This window comes from Streptomyces lydicus (assembly GCF_001729485.1).
GTDB classification, from domain to species: Bacteria; Actinomycetota; Actinomycetes; order Streptomycetales; family Streptomycetaceae; genus Streptomyces; species Streptomyces lydicus_D.
Genome location: NZ_CP017157.1, coordinates 4491558 through 4510236, shown reverse-complemented (window position 1 = coordinate 4510236; position 18679 = coordinate 4491558). Strand labels below are relative to the sequence as shown.

At 72.9% G+C, this 18679-nt stretch carries 16 protein-coding genes; 6 read left to right on the top strand and 10 right to left on the bottom strand.

The window, feature by feature from the left end:
• Positions 1-5 precede the first annotated feature (5 nt).
• Positions 6-1511, bottom strand: a complete 1506-nt coding sequence (locus SL103_RS19535; RefSeq protein WP_099055437.1) for a sugar transferase — start codon at positions 1509-1511, stop codon at positions 6-8.
• A gap of 269 nt (positions 1512-1780) precedes the next feature.
• Between SL103_RS19535 and SL103_RS19530 the strand changes: the two genes are divergently transcribed.
• Positions 1781-2077, top strand: coding sequence for a cupin domain-containing protein (locus SL103_RS19530; protein WP_069570263.1), 297 nt, complete (start codon positions 1781-1783; stop codon positions 2075-2077).
• 65 nt (positions 2078-2142) lie between these two features.
• On the opposite strand, the gene SL103_RS19525 is transcribed toward SL103_RS19530, so the two are convergent.
• Together SL103_RS19525 and SL103_RS19520 are read right to left on the bottom strand one after the other, a co-directional pair.
• Entirely contained in the window at positions 2143-3147 is a 1005-nt protein-coding gene (locus SL103_RS19525) for a YdcF family protein (protein WP_069570262.1), read from the bottom strand.
• Positions 3148-3312: 165 nt separating this feature from the next.
• Complete coding sequence (locus SL103_RS19520) at positions 3313-3813, bottom strand: RICIN domain-containing protein (protein ID WP_164492867.1); 501 nt, start codon at positions 3811-3813, stop codon at positions 3313-3315.
• A gap of 599 nt (positions 3814-4412) precedes the next feature.
• Between SL103_RS19520 and SL103_RS19515 the strand changes: the two genes are divergently transcribed.
• Together SL103_RS19515 and SL103_RS19510 are read left to right on the top strand one after the other, a co-directional pair.
• Complete coding sequence (locus SL103_RS19515) at positions 4413-4784, top strand: ATP-binding protein (protein ID WP_107424562.1); 372 nt, start codon at positions 4413-4415, stop codon at positions 4782-4784.
• A gap of 112 nt (positions 4785-4896) precedes the next feature.
• Positions 4897-5754, top strand: coding sequence for an RNA polymerase sigma factor SigF (locus SL103_RS19510; RefSeq protein WP_069570259.1), 858 nt, complete (start codon positions 4897-4899; stop codon positions 5752-5754).
• Positions 5755-5863: 109 nt separating this feature from the next.
• Here SL103_RS19510 and SL103_RS19505 read toward each other — a convergent pair whose 3' ends face one another.
• Positions 5864-6409, bottom strand: coding sequence for a ferritin-like domain-containing protein (locus SL103_RS19505; protein WP_069570258.1), 546 nt, complete (start codon positions 6407-6409; stop codon positions 5864-5866).
• A gap of 142 nt (positions 6410-6551) precedes the next feature.
• Positions 6552-8411 (bottom strand): glycoside hydrolase family 15 protein, encoded by a 1860-nt coding sequence (locus SL103_RS19500; protein ID WP_069570257.1) that lies wholly within the window; start codon positions 8409-8411, stop codon positions 6552-6554.
• 223 nt (positions 8412-8634) lie between these two features.
• On the opposite strand from SL103_RS19500, the gene SL103_RS19495 reads away from it, so the two are divergent.
• The 3 genes from SL103_RS19495 to SL103_RS19485 are packed head-to-tail and all read left to right on the top strand — an operon-like array spanning position 8635 to position 12150.
• Positions 8635-9825 (top strand): lycopene cyclase family protein, encoded by a 1191-nt coding sequence (locus SL103_RS19495; RefSeq protein ID WP_069573928.1) that lies wholly within the window; start codon positions 8635-8637, stop codon positions 9823-9825.
• Positions 9826-9859: 34 nt separating this feature from the next.
• On the top strand, positions 9860-10588 hold the full coding sequence (locus SL103_RS19490; RefSeq protein ID WP_069570256.1) for a class I SAM-dependent methyltransferase: 729 nt from the start codon (positions 9860-9862) through the stop codon (positions 10586-10588).
• The gene (locus SL103_RS19485) at positions 10585-12150 is read left to right on the top strand and encodes an NAD(P)/FAD-dependent oxidoreductase (RefSeq protein ID WP_069570255.1); all 1566 of its coding nucleotides are present in this window, start codon (positions 10585-10587) and stop codon (positions 12148-12150) included. The genes SL103_RS19490 and SL103_RS19485 overlap by 4 nt, the downstream gene beginning before the upstream one ends.
• Before the next feature lie 42 nt (positions 12151-12192).
• Here the strand turns inward: SL103_RS19485 and SL103_RS36935 are convergent, their stop codons facing one another.
• The 5 genes from SL103_RS36935 to SL103_RS19460 all read right to left on the bottom strand — a co-directional run bounded on the left by SL103_RS36935 (position 12193) and on the right by SL103_RS19460 (position 18449).
• Positions 12193-13206, bottom strand: a complete 1014-nt coding sequence (locus SL103_RS36935; RefSeq protein ID WP_069570254.1) for a DUF5914 domain-containing protein — start codon at positions 13204-13206, stop codon at positions 12193-12195.
• The gene (locus SL103_RS19475; RefSeq protein ID WP_069570253.1) at positions 13203-14192 is read right to left on the bottom strand and encodes a phytoene/squalene synthase family protein; all 990 of its coding nucleotides are present in this window, start codon (positions 14190-14192) and stop codon (positions 13203-13205) included. The genes SL103_RS36935 and SL103_RS19475 overlap by 4 nt, the downstream gene beginning before the upstream one ends.
• Complete coding sequence (crtI, locus tag SL103_RS19470; RefSeq protein ID WP_069570252.1) at positions 14189-15724, bottom strand: phytoene desaturase family protein; 1536 nt, start codon at positions 15722-15724, stop codon at positions 14189-14191. Before crtI ends, SL103_RS19475 begins: the two co-directional genes overlap by 4 nt.
• Entirely contained in the window at positions 15721-16986 is a 1266-nt protein-coding gene (locus SL103_RS19465; RefSeq protein WP_079145856.1) for a polyprenyl synthetase family protein, read from the bottom strand. The genes crtI and SL103_RS19465 overlap by 4 nt, the downstream gene beginning before the upstream one ends.
• Positions 16987-17168: 182 nt before the next feature.
• Positions 17169-18449, bottom strand: a complete 1281-nt coding sequence (locus SL103_RS19460; RefSeq protein WP_069570251.1) for a PP2C family protein-serine/threonine phosphatase — start codon at positions 18447-18449, stop codon at positions 17169-17171.
• Between the last annotated feature and the right edge of the window lie 230 nt (positions 18450-18679).

Here is an 18679-nt window from a genome sequence, read left to right as displayed (position 1 = left end):
TCCGCTCAGTACGCACCGCGCCCGTCCACCACCGCGCGCAGGGTACGGACCAGCACATCGATGTCGCGGGCGTAGGACCAGTTGTCCACGTAGCTCAGGTCCAGCGCCACGGTCTCGTCCCACGAGAGATCGGACCGCCCGCTGACCTGCCACAACCCGGTCAGCCCCGGTTTGACGGCCAGCCTGCGCAGCTCCGTGCCGTCGTATCGCTCGACCTCCTCGGGCAGCGGCGGCCGCGGCCCGACCAGCGACATGTGCCCGGCCAGCACGTTGAACAGCTGGGGCAGTTCGTCGAGGGAGAAGCGGCGCAGCACCCGGCCCGCCCGGGTCACCCGGGGATCGTGCCGGATCTTGAACATCGCCCCGTCGTGCTCGTTCGCCGCCTCCAGTTCGGCCCGCATCCGGTCGGCGCTGACGACCATCGTGCGGAACTTCCACATCCGGAACGGCATCAGGTCCCGGCCGACCCGGGTCTGCCAGTAGAACACCGGACCGGCGGAGGTGAGCCTGATCGCCGCCGCCACCAGCACGAAGACCGGGGCGAGCAGCACCAGCAGAAGCAGCGCCCCCACCCGGTCGGTGGCCTCCTTCAGCAGCACCGGAAGCCCCCGCCGGGCCGCCGGGGCGATGTGCAGCACCGTCAGGCCCGCCGCCTTGGCGAGGCGGACGCGGTGCCGGGACACGTCGAGCAGTCCCGGAAGTATGGCCAGATCCCGCCCCTCGTCGTGCACGGCCCAGGCCAGCCGGCGCACCCGCGCGGCGGACATCCGGCGGCCGGGCGCCACGAAGACCAGATCGGCATCGAGCTCGGCCGCACACCGCAGCACGGTCTCCCCGTCGCGCTCCCCTTCGAGCGCGTCGCCGTCGGAGGCGAGCCGCGCGGGCACCGGAACCGCCGCGTCGATGGCCTCATCCCCTATGAGGCAGCTGCCGACGACGACGTACTCGTGGTCGGTGCGGTGCGCCAGCTCCGCCAGCACCACGTCGACGGCGCCGGCCTCCCCGACGATCAGCACCCGGCGCAGCGCCTGTGCGCGGCGCCGCACGGCCAGCACATAGCGGTGCACGAGCTTGCGGCGGAGCACGGTCAGCGTCAGACAGGGCACCAGCGCGAGCACACAGACCGCGGTGGCGACCTCGATCCGTGCCACGACGCAGATGACGGCCAGCCCCCCGAGCATGGTCAGCCAGTCCCGTACGACCGGCATCACGGCCCCGCTGGCGCCGAGTTCATCCCTGCTGTAACGATTCTTTGCCGCGCTCACGACAAGCCAGGAAGTGCCTGCCAGGGCCGCGACGAGCAAGGGCTGCGGCTGTCCCGCCGCGGCACAGACGGCGCCGACCGGCGCGAGTATGCCGAGCAGATCTGCGAGCAGTACCCCGTATAAGAGCCGCCGTGCGGCGGTTCTGTGTCTGCCTTCCCTGTGCGGTTGCGACGTACGACGATCGAGTTCTGCCGTCGCGGAGGGCGATGAGAACCCCCGTGATGCGGCAGCTTCGAACAACCCCATGGCCCCCCACTTGGTCGTCCCCTCATTCCGGCGCGGTCGGGCCCCCCGGCGCACAACCGCCCCCGTGTTGGAGCTGAACGCTAGAGCACGTTGCGTCCGACTGCTGTGGTTTACCTATTTTGAGTGTTCTTGTGTTCCATTGTTTACAGCTCGACGAACACATGCTCCAGCTTCGGCCACCGGCGATGATGGCCGGCGGAAGGAAGACGGGCCGCCGGCCCGTCCCACGAGGTCGCCCGCACCGGCGACCGTACGGCGAGGAGCAGACGATGACGACGAAGGCCCGGGCGACCGTGCAGCACGAGGACGAGCGGGTGCGGGTCACCCGCTGGGACTTCGAGCCGGGGACCGGCACCGGCCGCCATGTGCACGCGTACGACTACGTCGTGGTGCCGGTGACCGACGGCCGGATCAGCGTCCGCACGCCCGGGGGAGAAGTGTCCGAATCGGAGCTGCGGGCGGGCGAGTCGTACGCGCGCCCGGCCGGGGCCGAGCACGAAGTGGTCAACGCCGGAGCCGGCCGGCTGGCGTTCGTCGAGATCGAACTCAAGGAGTCCCGGGGGTAGCGCGCGGGCCAGGGGCGCGGGCCGGGGCCGGTGCCACCGGACCGCGCCCCGGGAGAGCGCCTCGGTCAGCGGTTCCACCAGGTGACGAAACCGCCCAGCACCAGCAGCAGGCAGACGCCGAGGTTGACCACCTTGTGGGCCAGGAACACCGCGGCGAATTCCCGGATCGTCGCGCTGGGCCAGAAGTACGCGGCGGTGGGGGAGCCCACGACGTGCCCCCGGACCTCGGTCTTCCGGGCCATCAGGGCGGCCCGGAAGGCGTGGTAGTTGTTCGTGACCACCACGCACCGGTAGTCCGGCTTCGCCGCTTCCATGATCGCCCGGCTGTAGCGGAGGTTCTCCTCGGTGGTCCGGGAGCGGTCCTCCCGTACGATCCGGTCCGCGGGGAACCCCCGCTCGATGAGGTAGTCCGCCATCGCGTGGGACTCCGGGAGCTGCTCGTCGGGCCCCTGCCCGCCGGAGGTCAGCAGCAGCGGCGCGGTGCCGCGGGCGGCCATCCGCTCGTACACCGCGCGGCCCCGCTCCAGCCGGCTGGCCAGCAGCGGCGGCACCTTGGTCCCGCCGATCAGCCCGGAGCCCAGGACGACCACGTAGTCGGCGTCGCGGCGGACCGGCAGCCGTCCGTAGAGGAAGGCGTACCCCACGAAACACAGGAAGAGGAACGAGACATAGCCGACCAGGCCGACGGCCGTCCCCCCGACCACGAGCAGGGTGCGCGAACGCAGGACCACCGCGGCGATCAGCAGTCCGAGGACCGCGAGGATGCCGAGCCCGGCCAGCAGCGACAGCAGATTGGCGGGGCGCCTGCCTTCCTTGCGTACCATTTTCACGCCGTTGGCGATCAGGAAACAGGCGAGAACGAGGGTTCCCACCGTCGGCAGTGCCAGGAGCGCGATGACCGCGATGTCTCCCAACAAGGCGTGCGACCGGCCGAGTTTGCCGATCAGGGCGAGCAACGCGAAGGTGACGGCGAGCCCCAGATGGATGGCGTTGCCGAACCTGCGGCGGTCGCGCAGCACGCCGAGGCTGAAAAGGGCGAAGAAGAGAATCGCGGGGACATAGGCCAGCATGGCTGCATCGTAGACACATTGATCGCGCGCTCTTCACACGATGGGCACCCGGCCATCTCGCCGCCTCCGCAGCGGAGTTCGGCGCCGACGGCTTCTCGGGGCGGCCGGTCAGGGGTGGCGGGCCGGGCCGGGGCTCGCAGGGCCCGCCACCCCCTCAGGGCGTTCTCAGCCGATCAGCGGAATCCACCGCTGGTCGTCGGATCCGGTGCACGGCATGAGCGCCACCGTGTTGAACTCGCCTTCGTCGGCCACGCAGCCGCGGGAGAACTTACGGCTGATGAATGCCGAGCCCTCGTCCCGGTTCGCGTAATCCCAGTACTGGGCCTGTATCGCGGTGTTGCAGTTCTCCAGCGTCACCGCCTGACCGATGCCCTTGGCGGTGACGCACCGGCCGGCGTGGTGCGCGCTCTCCAGCTGGTAACCCTGGAATCGGCCGGCTCTCAGATAGAAGTCCTGCGTTCCCGACGCGTCGGCCGACCACGCCTTGACGGTGTCATTACCGTAGGCGTCGAGGTTCCGGTCGCTTCCGACATTCTGGAACGTGTAGCGCACGTCCGGCCGGAACGTTGAGGGCGTCGCTGCCTGTGCGTTGCCGGCGGTCAGCAGTCCCATGCCCAGCAGCGTCGATGCGGATACCACAGCAGCGATGACCTTGCGACTTGCCACTTCTCCTCCTGACTTTGTGACTTCTCGAAGCCACGCGAAAGGTTGAGTGTGCATGTACCCGAGGCATGTGCCTCGCGAAGGAATCTACGGGGGGCAAGGGGCCGCAGGAAGGTGTATTCCGGACGCCCGGGACGGAACGGGACGTTGCGGGTTCAATGTCTTGCATTCCCGTAAAAGGCTTTCCCGGACAAGGGGGCATTCGGACCGTTTGTGCCATGGCGGTTTCCGGTACCGTCGGTTCGGCCGAAGGCCCGGAACTTCCGGCCACTACCCCGACGTCAGTAGGCGGGGGCGACCGCGTACCGATAAGGGCGGCGGGACCGGAGCGATACGGAAAGCCCGCGCCCGGCACGCCCCTTGCGACCGCGCACGGGCCGTTTCGTGGTATCAAGCCACCCCCGGCGTCTCGTTCCGCACCTCCGTCGGCGGACAGCGGTCGGCGAGCGGCTGGCCGGAATCGCGCAGGGCCGCGGCAGCGGGGCGGAGGGGGACCGTGGGGCGGGGAGAGCGAAGCGGGAATCGCCGTGCAAAGTCCCGGAGATGTCGGGTAGTCGAAGTGTTGAAGCCAACGATCGATCCGCAAGGGGAGGTGGGAAACGGTGACACAAGCGGCGGAGATACCTGCTACTGCGGCCGAGGCGCGGAATCGCGTCCATGACCTCCTGCACGCTCATCCCGAGCCGCTCGACGAGGTGATGCTGATCGATGCGCTGCTGATCACCTCGGAATTGGTCACCAATGCCCGGCGCCACGCCGGCGGTGTGACCGCTTTCGTCGCACGCATCACGGGGAACCGGCTGGAGATCCGCGTCGAGGACCCGAGCCCGCACCACCCGGCCAACACGTCACGCAACAGCCCCGGCGACATCGGTGGTTACGGCTGGCCGATGGTGTGTCAGCTCGCCACCGCCATCGACATCACGCCCACCAGCCAGGGCAAGGCCATCACCGTCGTCCTCCAGCTGCGCTGACACCGCGGGCGCGCGCCCGAAAATTTTTGATCAACATGCCGGCATGACCGTGCCGGTACGGGGTAAGCGCGCGCTGTCGCGCCCGCGTGGGTCGGGCGCGCAGGGAGGCGTGATGACCACCGTCGTGACCGACACCGTGACCGCACCGCAGGCCGCAGCACCGACAGAGCTGCCAGAAGTACGGTGCCCCAGCGCGGTGGCGCCGGCCGATGCGCGTGAGCTGTCGAAGCAGTTCTTCGACCGGCTGCGGGACCTCGAAGAGGGCACCCACGCGTACCAGTACGCGCGCAATACGCTCATCGAGATGAACATGTCGATGGTCCGCTACGTGGCCCGTCGCTACCGCAACCGCGGCGACGACATGGAGGACATCGTCCAGGTCGGCACCATCGGCCTGATCAAGGCCATCGACCGCTTCGACCTCACCCGCGAGGTGGAGTTCTCCACCTTCGCCGTTCCCTACATCCTCGGGGAGATCAAGCGCTTCTTCCGGGACACCGGATGGGCCGTGCATGTGCCCCGGCGCCTCCAGGAGCTGCGCAGCGAGCTGGCGAAGGCCAAGGAGCAGCTGCACATCGAGCTCGACCGCGACCCCACCGTCCGTGAACTCGCCGCCCACCTGAATCTGTCGGAGGACGAGGTCATCGAGGGCATCGTCGCGGCCAACGGCTACACCGCCGGCTCGCTGGACACCCCCACCGACCCCGACCCCTCCGACCAGGGCCGCGCCCTCGCCGACGTACTGGGGGAGGACGATCCGGGCATGGAAACGGTCGAGGACCTGCACACCCTGGCGCCCCTGCTGCGCAAGCTCGGCGAGCGGGAACGCCAGCTGATCGAGCTGCGCTACGGGCAGGAGATGACGCAGTCGCAGATCGGCGCGGAACTCGGCGTCTCCCAGATGCACGTCTCCCGCCTGCTCAGCCGCACCCTCGCCAAGCTCCGCGCCGGCATGCTCACCGAACGCTGACCGGCCCGCTCACCGCGCATCAACCGCGGACCGCGCGCCGCACACGGCCCGGGAGGTGGGGCCGGCCCCGCAGGCCGGCCCCACCTCCCGGGCCGCGTATCGGTGTCCCTCAGCTCTTGGTGTCGTGCGGGAGCCGCTCCAGCAGTCCCCGCATGTCGTCCGCGTGCTCCTCCTCCTGCGCGAGGAGGTCCTCGAAGACGCGGCGGGTGGTCGGGTCACCGTCGCCCAGCCACTTCGCGATCTCCGTGTAGGAGGCGATGGCGATGCGCTCCGCCACCAGGTCCTCCTTGATCATGTCGATCAGATCGGCGCTGGCGTCGTACTGCGCGTGCGAACGCTTCGTCAGGGTGTCCGGATCGAAGTCGGGTTCCCCGCCGAGCTGCACGATGCGCTGCGCCAGCTTGTCGGCGTGCTCCTGCTCTTCCGCGGCGTGTTCCAGGAACTCCGCGGCGACCGGTTCCGAATAGAGGCCGGACGCCGTGTAGTAATGGCGCTTGTACCGCAGGGTGCACACGATTTCCGTGGCCAGCGCCTCATTGAGCACCTGCAGAACGCGCTCCAGATCCGCACCGTATGCATCCGTGATCGGGCCCTTTTCGATCTCCTGGCGTGCCCGCTTCCGAATGGTTTCGATGTCGGTGAGGAACTCAGCCATGGTTCGCTTTCCTTTCGGTCCCGTACGGTTCGTCACCGGTCCGCCTGCCCGGTATCCCGGACGTCATTCCTGGTAGCGGCCCTGTGGGGGATCTTCCGCTTTTCTTTCCCCGGGGGGCGGGGACAGCCGGTCGCCCGCCGGCTCAGCCCATGAGGGCGTCCAGGTGCGTGGCGGCGCTGATCAGGGCGAGATGGGTGAGCGCCTGCGGGAAATTCCCCAGGTGTTCGCCCGTCATGCCTATCTGCTCCGCGTACAGACCGAGGTGGTTGGCGTACGTGAACATCTTCTCCAGGGCCAGCCGTGCTTCCTCCGTGCGGCCGGTGCGGGCCAGCGCCTCCACCCACCAGAAAGAGCACAGGGAGAAGGTCCCCTCGGTGCCGTCCAGGCCGTCCGGCGACTGCTTCGGGTCATAGCGGTGGACGAGGCTGTCCGTGACGAGGTTTTCACCTATGGCCTTTACGGTGGCACGGAAACGCGGGTCTTCGGGGGAGAGGAATTTCACCATCGGCATCATGAGGACCGACGCGTCGAGGATGCTTTCCGGCGGCTGCCCCGGTTCGTCGCTGAGGCGTTGGGCGAATGTCCCGTCCTGTTCGTTCCAGCCCTGTTCCATGATCTGGTGGTAGATCCGGTCGCGTACGGACATCCAGCGTACGAGGTCCCCCGGCAGCCCGCGCCGCCGCGCCATCCGGATCATGCGCTCGACGGCCACCCAGCACATCAGCCGTGAATAGGTGTGGCGTTGCGCTCCCGCGCGGGTCTCCCAGATACCCGCGTCGGGAACGTCCCAGTGCTCCAGCAGCCATTCCAGGATCGCGCACAGATCCATCCAGCTGTCGTGCGATATGCCCGGGCCGTATTTGTCGAAGAGATAGACCGAATCGATGAGTTCCCCGTAGATGTCCAGCTGGAGTTGTTCGGCCGCGCCGTTCCCCACCCGTACCGGACCGGAGCCCTGATAGCCCTCCCAGTGGTGCAGTACGTGCTCCGGAAGGCCGGCGTCGCCGTCGATGGAGTACAGCACCCGCAGCGGTCCGCCCGCACCGCCCCGGGCTCCGCGCAGGCACCGGGTCAGCCAGCCGATGAAGGCCCCGGCCTCTTGGGTGAACCCGAGACGGAGCAGGGCGTGCAGCGAGAAGGCGGCGTCGCGTATCCAGACGTAGCGGTAGTCCCAGTTGCGTTCGCCGCCGAGCTGCTCGGGAAGCCCGAGCGTCGGTGCCGCCACGATCGCCCCGCTGGGCTCATGGGTGAGCAGTTTGAGGGTCAGCGCCGACCGGTGCACCATCTCGCGCCAGCGTCCCGTATAGGTGGACCGGCTCAGCCACTGCCGCCAGAACCGAGCGGTGGACCGGAACAGTTCCTCCGCCGCCGGCGCGTCCAGCAGGTCCACCGCGGGCTCCCCGCCGACCGTCTCCGCGGATTCCAGCACGAACAGCACCGACCGGCTCTCGGCGAGGTCGAACGTCCCGACCGCGTCCCGGCCGCTGATCTCCAGCGTCGTCCCGGCCTGCAGCGACAGGGTCATCGCCGCGCTCGTGAAGCGCACCCCGTGCGGCTGGTGTTCGACCCGGTGCGCGTCCCGGCCGTAGTTCATCCGCGGTGCGACGACGGTCCGCAGGCGCGTGCCGCCCCGAACGCTCACCACCCGCCGCACCAGCCGCTGCCGATGGTTCCGGTCACCTGCCGCCAGTACCGGCATGAAGTCCTGGATCTCGACGATGCCGCTCTCGGTCAGCATCCGGGTGATCAGGATGTTGGTGTCGGGGAAGTAGTACTGCTGCCGCCGGGTGACGGCGCCCACCGGGCTGAGGTGCCAGTAGCCGCCGTCCTCGGCGTCGAGCAGCGCCCCGAACACGCTGGGTGAGTCGAAGCGCGGGGCGCAGAACCAGTTGATCCGCCCGTCGGTCCCCACCAGGGCGGCCGTCCGCAGGTCCCCGATCAGCCCGTGGTCGGCGATCGGCAGATAACGCTCGCCCGCTCCCGCCGCGCGGTCGCCTGCCATGCTCTCCCCTCTCGGCCCACGCCATCGCCCCGTCTCCTGCTCCGCGGACGGGGCCGCAAACCGCCGGCCCGGCCGACGCCACGCCGGCACCGCGCCGGGCCCGGTGCGTCCGCGCCGACCGGATTCCCGCGCGTCGCAGCTGCCCTCCCGGCCCCCGGCTACGGAAGGATCAACAGGAATAAACAGGCATCAACAGGCATGGACCGGTACGGAAGGGGTGGACGTGCGGGACGCGGATGCGGTCATCGTCGGCGCGGGGGCGGCCGGGCTGTCCCTCGCCTACCGGCTGTGTGCGCCGACCACCGGGACACACCGGCTCGGCATCGTGCTCGTCGACGCCCCGCGCGGCCCGCACACCCCGCCGGAACGCACCTGGTGCTACTGGGAGCCTCCCGGCGGCGAGTTCGACGACGCGCTGACCGCCGCGTGGGACGACCTGCGGGTGTACGGGCCGGGCGGCGAGGAGACGCTGGGGCGGCCCGCCCCGCTCCGCTACAAGATGCTGCGGTCGAGCGCCTTCGCGTCCGTCGTCGACGCCAGGCTGTCCGCCCACCCCTCCGTCGTACGGATCGAGGCGACGGTGGACTCGGTACGGGACGCACCCGACGGCGCCGAGGTGCGGGCGCACGACCCGGCAGGGCGGCCGGTCACGCTCCGGGCCCGCTGGGCCTTCGACTCCCGCCCCGGCCCCCGGCTCCCGCCCGCCCGCACCACCCTCCGGCAGCACTTCAGGGGCTGGTTCGTCCGCACCCGGCGACCGGTCTTCGACCCGGCGGTCGCGGACCTGATGGACTTCCGCGTCCCGCAGCCGGCGCACGGCCTCGCCTTCGGCTACGTCCTGCCGCTCGATCCCCGCGCGGCCCTGGTGGAGTACACCGAGTTCTCCCGCCGCCCCCTGGAGACCACCGCCTACGAACGGGCGCTGCGCCACTACACCGCGCACGTACGGAACTTGGGTGACTTCCGGATCACGGCCGTCGAGCAGGGCGCCATCCCGATGACCGACGGCCGCTTCCCCCGCCGGGTGGGGCGCTCGGTGTTCCGCATCGGTACCGCGGGCGGCGCCACCCGCCCGTCGACCGGCTACACCTTCGCCTGTGTGCAGCGCCAGACCGCCGCCATCGCCGCCCGACTGCGGCGGCACGGCTCACCGGTGCCGCCGCCCCCGCACACCCGGTGGGCCCGGGCACTGGACGCCGTGCTGCTGCGCGCGCTGGACAGCGGCCGGGTGGACGGCGCCGAGTTCTTCAGCACGCTGTTCGGCGCGGTGCCCACCGAGCGGCTGCTGCGCTTCCTCGACGGCCGGACCCGGCTGTGGGAGGACCTCACCGTCGGACTGCGCACCCCCGTGCTGCCGATGCTCCGCACCGTCGCCGAACTCCCGCTGCTGCCGCGCCGGTCCGACCCGTGGTGACCGGATGCGCGCCGCGGCCCCGAGGAGGGACTCCATGACACTGCTGCACGACGGTGAGCTGTCCGCCGCCTTCGATCACGCCGCACGCCGCTACGACCTGCTCACCGCGGTCAACCCCGGCTACCGCGCCGACCTCCGGCGCTCCGCCCGCCGCCTGCGGCTGCCCGGTGGGGGCGACCGGCTGCGGCTGCTGGACCTGGGCTGCGGCACCGGGGCGTCGACGGCGGCGCTGCTCGCGGCCGTCCCGCACGCCGAGATCGTCGCCGTCGACGCGTCGGCGGGCATGCTGGCACGCGCGGCGGCCAAACCCTGGCCACCCGGCGTCTCCTTCGTGCACGCACCCGCCGAGGGCCTGGCCGGCGCCGGGATCGCCGGCGGCTTCGACGCCGTCTTCGCCGCGTACCTCTTCCGCAACGTCACCGACCCGGACGCGGTCCTCGCGGCCGTCCGCACGGCACTGAAGCCGGGCGGGCGGCTGGCCGTCCACGAGTACACGCTGTCCGGCAGCGCCGCGCACCGCGCCGTATGGACCGCGGTGTGCCGGGGCATCGTGCTGCCGGCCGGCCGCCTGGTGGGCGACGGCGGCCTCTACCGGCACCTGTGGCACAGCGTCCTCGCCTTCGACACCGTCCACGAATTCACCGCCCGCCTGCGGCGCACCGGTTTCCACCGGGTGCGGGCGCTGCCGCTGCCCGGGTGGCAGACCGGCATCACCCACACCGTCGTCGCCGCCGCACCGGACGTCCGCCGGGAGAATCCATGACACCCCGTCAGAAGCGAACCGGCCGGGACGCGCCGCGCGGCCGCGACCGCCGGGCCCAGGTGGTCCCGGCCGCCCCCGGACGCCCCCGGCTCACCGGCCACGACCGGCCGCACGTCGCGGTCGTGGGCGGCGGCATCGCCGGGGTCGGCGCGGCCACCGCCCTGGCCGAGCGGGGCGTACGGGTGACCCTGTACGAGCGGGAAGCGGCCCTCGGCGGCCGGCTCGCGGGCTGGCCGGTGCGGCTCGCCGACGGCTCGCCGGCGACCATGAGCCGCGGGTTCCACGCCTTCTTCCCCCAGTACTACAACCTGCGGGGGCTGCTGCGCCGGACCGACCCGGCACTCCACCGGCTGCACCGGCTCCCGGACTACCCCCTTCAGCACCGCTCGGGCGCCCGCGACAGCTTCGCGCGGGTGCCGCGCACCCCGCCGTGGAGCGCCCTGGGCTTCATGGCGCTCAGCCCCACCTTCACCTGGCGGGACCTGGCGGGGATGCGGCCCCGCGCCGCCCTGCCGCTGCTCGACGTACGGGTGCCCGGGATCTACCGGCGGCTGGACCGGGTCAGCGCCTGGGACCTGCTCTCCCGCATCCGCTTCCCCCGGGCCGCGCGGCACCTGGCGTTCGAGGTCTTCTCCCGGAGCTTCTTCGCCGACCCGCGTGAACTGTCCGCCGCCGAAATGGTGTTGATGTTCCACATCTATTTCCTCGGCTCCAGCGAGGGGCTGCTGTTCGACGTGCCCGGCGAACCGTTTCCCGAGGCGCTGTGGAACCCCCTCGCCGCATACCTGGAGGGCCACGGCGTCCGGCTGCGGACGGGCACCCCGGTGGCCCGCGTCGAGCCGGCCGCGGACGGCGGCCTGCGCGTCGCCACGGACCGCGACGACCGGCGCTACGACGCGGTGGTGCTCGCGCTGGACACCGGTGGTCTGCGCCGGCTCGTCGCCGCGTCCGACGCCTTGGGGGACGCCGCCTGGCGCGCCCGCATCGGCCGGCTGCGGACCGCGCCGCCCTTCCTGGTGTCCCGGCTCTGGCTGGCGCGACGGGTGGCCGCCGACCGCCCCGGCTTCCTCGGCACCAGCGGCTTCGGCTCGCTGGACAACGTCAGCGTGCTGGAACGCTGGGAGGGCGAGGCCGCCCGCTGGTCCGCCCGCACCGGCGGCTCGGTCCTCGAACTGCACGCCTACGCCGTCGCCCCCGGAGCCGACCGCACTGTCGAACAGCGCCGCCTGACCGCCCAGTTGCACGCCGTCTACCCCGAGACCCGCGACGTGCCGATCGTCGACCAGCACCACGAGTGGCGGGCGGACTGCCCGCTGTTCGCGGTGGGCGGCTACGCCGATCGGCCCACCGTGCACACCCCCGACCCGCGCGTGGTGGTCGCCGGCGACGTGGTGCGTACGCCGTTGCCCGTCGCGCTGATGGAACGCGCCGCGACGACCGGCTTCCTGGCCGCCAACGCGCTGCTGGCCCGGTGGGGCGTCCGCGGGCAGACGCTGTGGACGGTGCCGGACCGGGGGCGGGTGGCGGCACTGCGCTGGGCCGCCCGGCTCGCCGACCGGTGACCCGGCGCGCGGCCGCCACCGGCCCGGCGGCCGCGCGCCCGGTCAGCCCGGCTGCCGGCCGCCGCTGCGCAGCTGCCGGCGCCGCTCGGCGTACGCCAGATCGTCCCGCCACAGCCGCCCCGACGCCGCGCGCACCAGCGGGCGCAGCAGCGGCGCCGCCGCGCGGGCGAGCGCGAACCCCCGGCGATCGGAGGTGGCCACGACCGCCTCGATCACCGCGGTGCGCGGCCTCCCGCGGTCGTCCGGTCCCAGGGGAGTGGCATGGGTCTCGACCACGGAGCCCCGTCCTTCGCCGTTCACGATCCGCATCACCACCGTGCGCGGCCCGGGCGCGGTGAAGTGCGCCGTCACCGGGACCACGGCCCGCCCGGCGACCTTGAAGGAGACCTCGACGACGAACTCGTCGGGCCCCTCCGCACAGGATTCGGAGGGCGCCCCGACCACCCGCAGGTCGACGAACGAGTACGGGTGGAACCACGCACCGTGCCAGGGATCGAGCCGGTTGGCCACCACGTCCTCCGGCTCGCACTCCCCGACGGCCGTGTGCACGGCGGTGACCGCGCCGGGCAGCGCCGGCCGCGACGGCACCACCGGCCGCGGCAGCGGAGCCTCACCACCGACGCCGTCGAGCCGCACCCAGGCCAGCACCCCGTCGTCGTACGCCGGGTACGGCTCCCAGCCGGCGAACGCAGCGCCGTCCAGGGCGAGTCCGTGCCAGCGGCAGCGGAGCGTGCCGCAGTGCACGGCACCCAGAGCCAGCGGCGCACCCAGGTGCGGGCAGGCCCCGGGCCCCGCCACCAGCCGCCCGTCGGCGGCGCGCCAGGCGACCACCTCGACGCCGGCCACCGTCCGGCCGAACGCGCGCCGCGCTCCGATGCCGCGCGCCGCACCGAGGACGAACCAGTTGCCGGCGGGCCGGGCGAGCGCCCGCTTGAGCGCGCCGTCGATGACCACCGGCCGGGCCTCGCGCCAGGTGGGGCGCTGCCGCTCCCACGGCACGGGCCGACGGCGCAGCCGCAGCGGGACGCGGGAGCGGCGCCGGGCATCCGGGGTCATGGGCTCTCCTTCCGCGCCGGGCAGAGCGTCCGGCCGTGCGCCGCGACGGGGGGACGGGCGGACCGGCGGGCCGCGACGGCGCGGGCCAGCCCGCCCAGTGCGGTGGCCGCACGGCGCCTGCGGGAGACCACCGCACGACGGTGCAGCACGGTGTACCCCTGGTCGCGCACCGCGTCGAGGATGGCGCCGTAGAGCACGAACGCGGTGCGCATGCAGGGGCGCGCCACCGGGTCGAGCATCGCCAGTCCCGGTTCGGCGGCCCGGTAGACGCCGCGGGTGAGGGCGGCGGCCTCCGCCAGGGCCGCGGGGATACGGGGGTCCCGGCGGCCGGTGTCCCGGCTCCAGCGCAGCAGTTCGCGGTCGACGCCGTGCGCCGCCAGCAGATCGGCCGGCAGATAGACCCGGCCCCGGTCGAGGTCCTCGCCCACGTCGCGCAGGAAGTTGGTCAGCTGGAAGGCGACGCCGAGCGCCGCGGCGTGCGGCGCGGCCTCCTCCCGGGGGACGCGGGTGCCCAGCACGGGCAGTATCTGCAGTCCGATGACCGCCGCCGAACCGTGCATGTAGCGCTGGAGGTCCGCGTACGTCGGATAGTCCGTCACCACCAGGTCCATCCGCATCGACGTCATGAAGTCGGCGAAGTGCCCGTGGTCGATGCCGTGGACGGACGCGGTGTGAGCCACCGCCCGCACCACCGGTTCCGGGCTCGCGTCGCCGCGCAGGCCCTCGTCGAGGCACCGCTGGAGGGCGTCGAGCGCCCGCCCCCGCTCGGCGGGGCCGGCACCGGTGCCGAGGTCGTCGACGAGGTCGTCGGCCCAGCGGGCGAATCCGTAGAGGGCGTGCACGGCCGGCCGCCGGTCGGCGGGCAGCAGCCGGGTGGCGAGGAAGTACGTCTTGCCGTGCCGGGCGTTGAGCCGGCGGCAGTGGGCGTAGGCGGCCCGCAGTCCCGGCTCGGTGATGCCCGCCGCGTCGAGTTCACGGGCGGTCATGCCGGCACCGCTTCCTCCGCCGGGCGGGGCGCGCCCGGGCCGGAGCGGGGGGCGCGGAGCCCGGTCACCCGGGCCGCGGCCAGCTTGCCGGACAGCAGCACCGTCGGGATGCCCACCCCGGGAGTGGTGCCGCACCCCGCCAGCACGGCGTTCTCGATGCCCCGCACCAGGTTCCGCGGACGGAACGGGCCCGTCTGCGCGAAGGTGTGTGCCGCGGAGAACGGCGTCCCGGCGGCCAGGCCCTGGTCCGCCCAGTCGGCCGGGGTGACCGTGCCCAGCTCGTCGACGGCCGTGGCGATGCCGGTGAAGCCCCGCCGCTCCAGCACCCCGAGCAGGTCGTCGCGGTACCGGGGACCGAGCGTGCGCCACGCCTCGGCGCCGGGTCCGGTCTCGGTGTTGGGACAGGGCGCCAGCACATAGTGCAGATGCCGGCCCGGCGGGGCGAGGCCGGGTTCCGACAGCGTCGGACGGGTGAGCAGCAGCGACGGGTCGCTCATCAGCCGCCCGGTGCGGGTGAGTTCGTCGAAGGTCCGCTCCCACGCCGCGCCGAAGGACAGTGTGTGGTGCGCGGTCCCCGGCCAGGTCCGCTCGCTGCCCGCGTGCAGCACCACCGCGGACGGCGCGTGGCGCAGCCGGAGCGGGCGGCGGGGCCGCCGGCCGAGCAGACCGTAGACCACCGGCAGATCGGGCGTGAGCACCACCGCGTCACACGCGAGCCGCTCGTGCTCGGTGACCACCGCCGTGATCCGCCCGCCGCTGCGCTCCAGCCGGGTGACGGCGTGGCCGTAGCGGAATGCCGCGCCGGCGCCGGCGGCCGCGTCGGCCATCGCCTGCGGCAGGGCGTGCATGCCGCCGCGCGGGAAGTACACCCCGGCGACCGTGTCCATGTACGCGATGACGGCGTACGCGGCGAGCGCCCGCGCCGGCGGCACCCCGGCGTACAACGCCTGGAAGGAGAACACCCTGCGCAGCCGCTCATCGGGCAGGAAGCGGGCGATCCGGGCGTCGAGCCGGCCGAACCCGCCGAGCGCGGCCAGCCGCACCAGGTCCGGGTGCAGCAGCTGCAGCGGCGAGTCGAAGTTGGTGTCGATGAAGCGGCGGTGCTGGGCCGCGTAGACCTGCGTGAGCCAGCGCCGGAGCCGGCGGTAGCCGTGGGCGGCCGCGGGGCCCGCGAACCGCTCCACCTCGGCCTCCATGGCCTCGGCGTCGGTGTGCACGTCCAGCTCGCTGCCGTCGGCGAACCGGGCGCGGTACGCCGGGTGCAGCTCCAGCAGTTCCAGCCGGTCGGCGCGTCGCTCGCCGACCGCGGCGAACGCCTCGTCGATCAGGTCGGGCATGGTCAGCACGGTCGGGCCGGTGTCGATCCGGTAGCCGAGGCGGTCGGTCCGGCCGGCCCGGCCACCGGGCCGCCCGGCACGCTCGACCACCGTCACCCGCCGGCCCGCGCCGAGCAGATGCAGCGCGGCGGACAGTCCGGAGAGTCCGGCACCGACCACCACGACGTGGTCGGTGCGGCCTGCGAGGGCTTTCAACGGTCTCGGCCTCCTCGGGCTCGGGGAGCAAGGGACGGGCAGTCGCTCCCGCCGTCGGCCCGGCCGGCTCCGTCGGACGGGCCCGGTCCGCCGGGGACCTCGCCGACGCCGGCGACCGCGGCGATCAGCCGCCGCAGCCGCGCGGCGGCGAAGGCGTCCAGCGGGGCCGAGGCCAGATGGCGGAAGCTGCGGGTCACCAGGCGCCCGATCCGCGCGGTGACCTCGTCGCGGGCTCCGGTGGCCACGAACACGGCACGCACCCGCTCCAGACCCGCGTCGTCCAGCTCCCGGTCGCCGACGCAGCGGTCCAGCACCGTGAGCGCCGCCCGGTCGCGGCTCCGGGCGGCCCGCGCGCGGGCGACCGTGAGCAGAGCGGTGAGCTTGCCCTCGCGGATGTCGTCACCGGTCGGTTTGCCGGTCCGTTCCGGATCCCCGAAGACGCCCAGCAGATCGTCCTGGAACTGGAAGGCCACCCCCGCGCAGCGGCCCGCCGCGCACAGCGCCCGTGCGGTCGCCTCCTCCGCGTCGGCGAGGGCCGCACCGAGGGCCAGCGGCCGTTCGACCGAGTACCGCGCGCTCTTGAGGTACGAGATCCGGGTCGCCAGCGCCGCCGAGCGGGAGCCACTGATCTGCCCGTACAGATCGAGGTACTGGCCGGCCACCATCTCGCCCCGCATCGCCTGCCAGATCTCCCGCACGCGGGCGCCGGTCCGGCCGTCGAGCCCCGTGCCGGCGAGCGTGTCGTCGGCCCAGGCCAGGGCGAGATCGCCGGTGAGCACGGCGGCGGCCGCACCGAACCGCGCGGCCCGCGTCTCGCGGCCGGGCGCCGTGAACCGCTCGGCGAACTCGACGTGCACCGACGGCCTGCCCCTGCGCACGGGCGACCGGTCCATCGCGTCGTCGTGGACGAGCGCACAGGTCTGCAGCAGTTCGACCGCGGCGGCCACCCGCAGCACCGTTCCGACGGCCACCGCGCCGGGGCGGTCCCCGCAGGCCCGCAGGCCCCACCACAGGAACTGCGAGCGGGTGCGTTTGCCGCCCTCCAGCGTGAAGCTCCGCACCCGGCCGGCCACGTCCCGCGCGAACATCGCGTCGATCCCGCCGGCCCGGCCGACCTGTTCGTCGAGCAGCACCCCGAGCACCCGGCCGACGGCGGACGGCACGTCCGCGTCGACCGCGGCCGGTGGGAGCCCGGCCGGGCGCGTGTCACCGCCGCCGCGGCACTCCGCACGGCGTGGTGTGCTCTCGTCGCGACCGCGCATCCGGAATCCTCTCGTCCCGCCGGTCGGGCGGTCCGTGCGCGACCACCGCAGTCCGGGCGGGGCCCTCACTTGATCACGGGCCGCGGCCGAAACCCGGCATCTGCCGCCGGACACACCAGCAGAAGAGTGACCGGGCGGAGCAGTGGCCGCCCCCTGCCCTCTGCCCTACGGGCCGGACTCCGTCACGACCGGGGGAGCGCCTCGGGGGAGGTGGTGTGCTCGGGCAGACCGGCCAGCGCCTCCATACGGGCCGGACGGTAGGGCGTGGGGCCGCTCCACTCCAGCAGCAGTACGGTGGCGTCGTCGCCGAGCTGCCCGCCGTGGTAGGCGAGGTGATGCCGCATCAGACGGCGCAGCGTCTCGGGCACCGGCAGCCCGTCGGCGTGGTGCTGGATGAGGAAGTGGGTGAAGCCCTCCAGGCCGAACTCGCGGCCCTCGCGGTTGCGGGCCTCGGTGATGCCGTCGGTGTACAGCAGCAGACGGTCCCCGGGTTCGAGCTGGTCCTGGCAGAGCGTCGGTGCCACCCCCAGGCCGGTGCCCATCGGTGGTGCGGGTGAGCCGCTCAGGTTGAGGGCGGTGCGTCCCTTGCGGATGACGACCGGTGGCGGATGCCCCAGCGTCGTCCAGGTGAGCAGCCCGGTCGCCGAGTCCAGCTCGGCGAGCAGGCCGGTGGTGAAGCGATGGGCATCGAACTGCTCCAGCAGGACCTGGTCCACCGCCTCGGCGATCTGCAGCAGCCCGGCGCCCGCCCGGCGGTGGTTGCGGCCGGCGGCGACCGCGAGGTTCGCGGTCAGCCCGGCGGCCGTGTCGTGGCCCATGGCGTCGAACAACGACAGGTGGACGGTCTCGTCGGCGATGGCGTAGTCGAAGACGTCGCCGCTGACCTCGTAGGCGGGTTCCATCGCCGCGCTGATCAGCACCCGGTCGGTGGCGAAGGTGCGCGGTGGCATGACGCGCCACTCCATCTCGGCGGCCACGTTCATCCTGCGGCGCCGCACCAGACGGGCGTAGGTGTCGCTCACCGTGCGCTTGCTGATCACCATCAGGGCGACCAGCCCGGCCAGATTCCGCAGGTCCTGCGCCGCGTGGCCGTCCAGGGTCAGGCCGGGTGCGGCGGAGGCGCGCAGCACGCCCAGGCGCTCGGTCCCGTTCAGCAGCGGCACCCACCACTGCCCGGACTCGGACGCGCCGCCCTCGACGATGCCTCCGGTCTGGAACGACCGCCCGGCGAGGGTGCCCTCCACCCGCAGCACGTCCGGCCGCTCGTCACCGCTCTGCCCAGGCGTCGTGGTGAGCAGGCACAGGATGTCCTGCTGGACGTCGGCCAGGTAGAGCGAGACGTCCAGCCAGCCGACCCGGGCCGCGTGTTTGGCGACCACATCGGCGACCTGCTCCAAGGTGATCACATGGCTGGCGGCGATGAGGTCGGCCAGCATCCTGCCGCGGGCTGCCGGACCGCTCATCGGGATCCCTCCGTGCGGACGGCGCACACGAGGACGGCGCGGCAAGGCGTGCCCGTACGGCGGGCCGCGGGTCGGCGGGACGCCGTCGGGCCGGTGCGGGGCGTGGAGCGGGGACAAGACCTCAACGGGGAACTCCGGGCGGACGGTCGGCGAGGAAGCGTGGACGCACACGGAACCAGTACGGGCAAACTACGCACATGCGAAATCAAGCTCACAGCGTACCCGCGCGC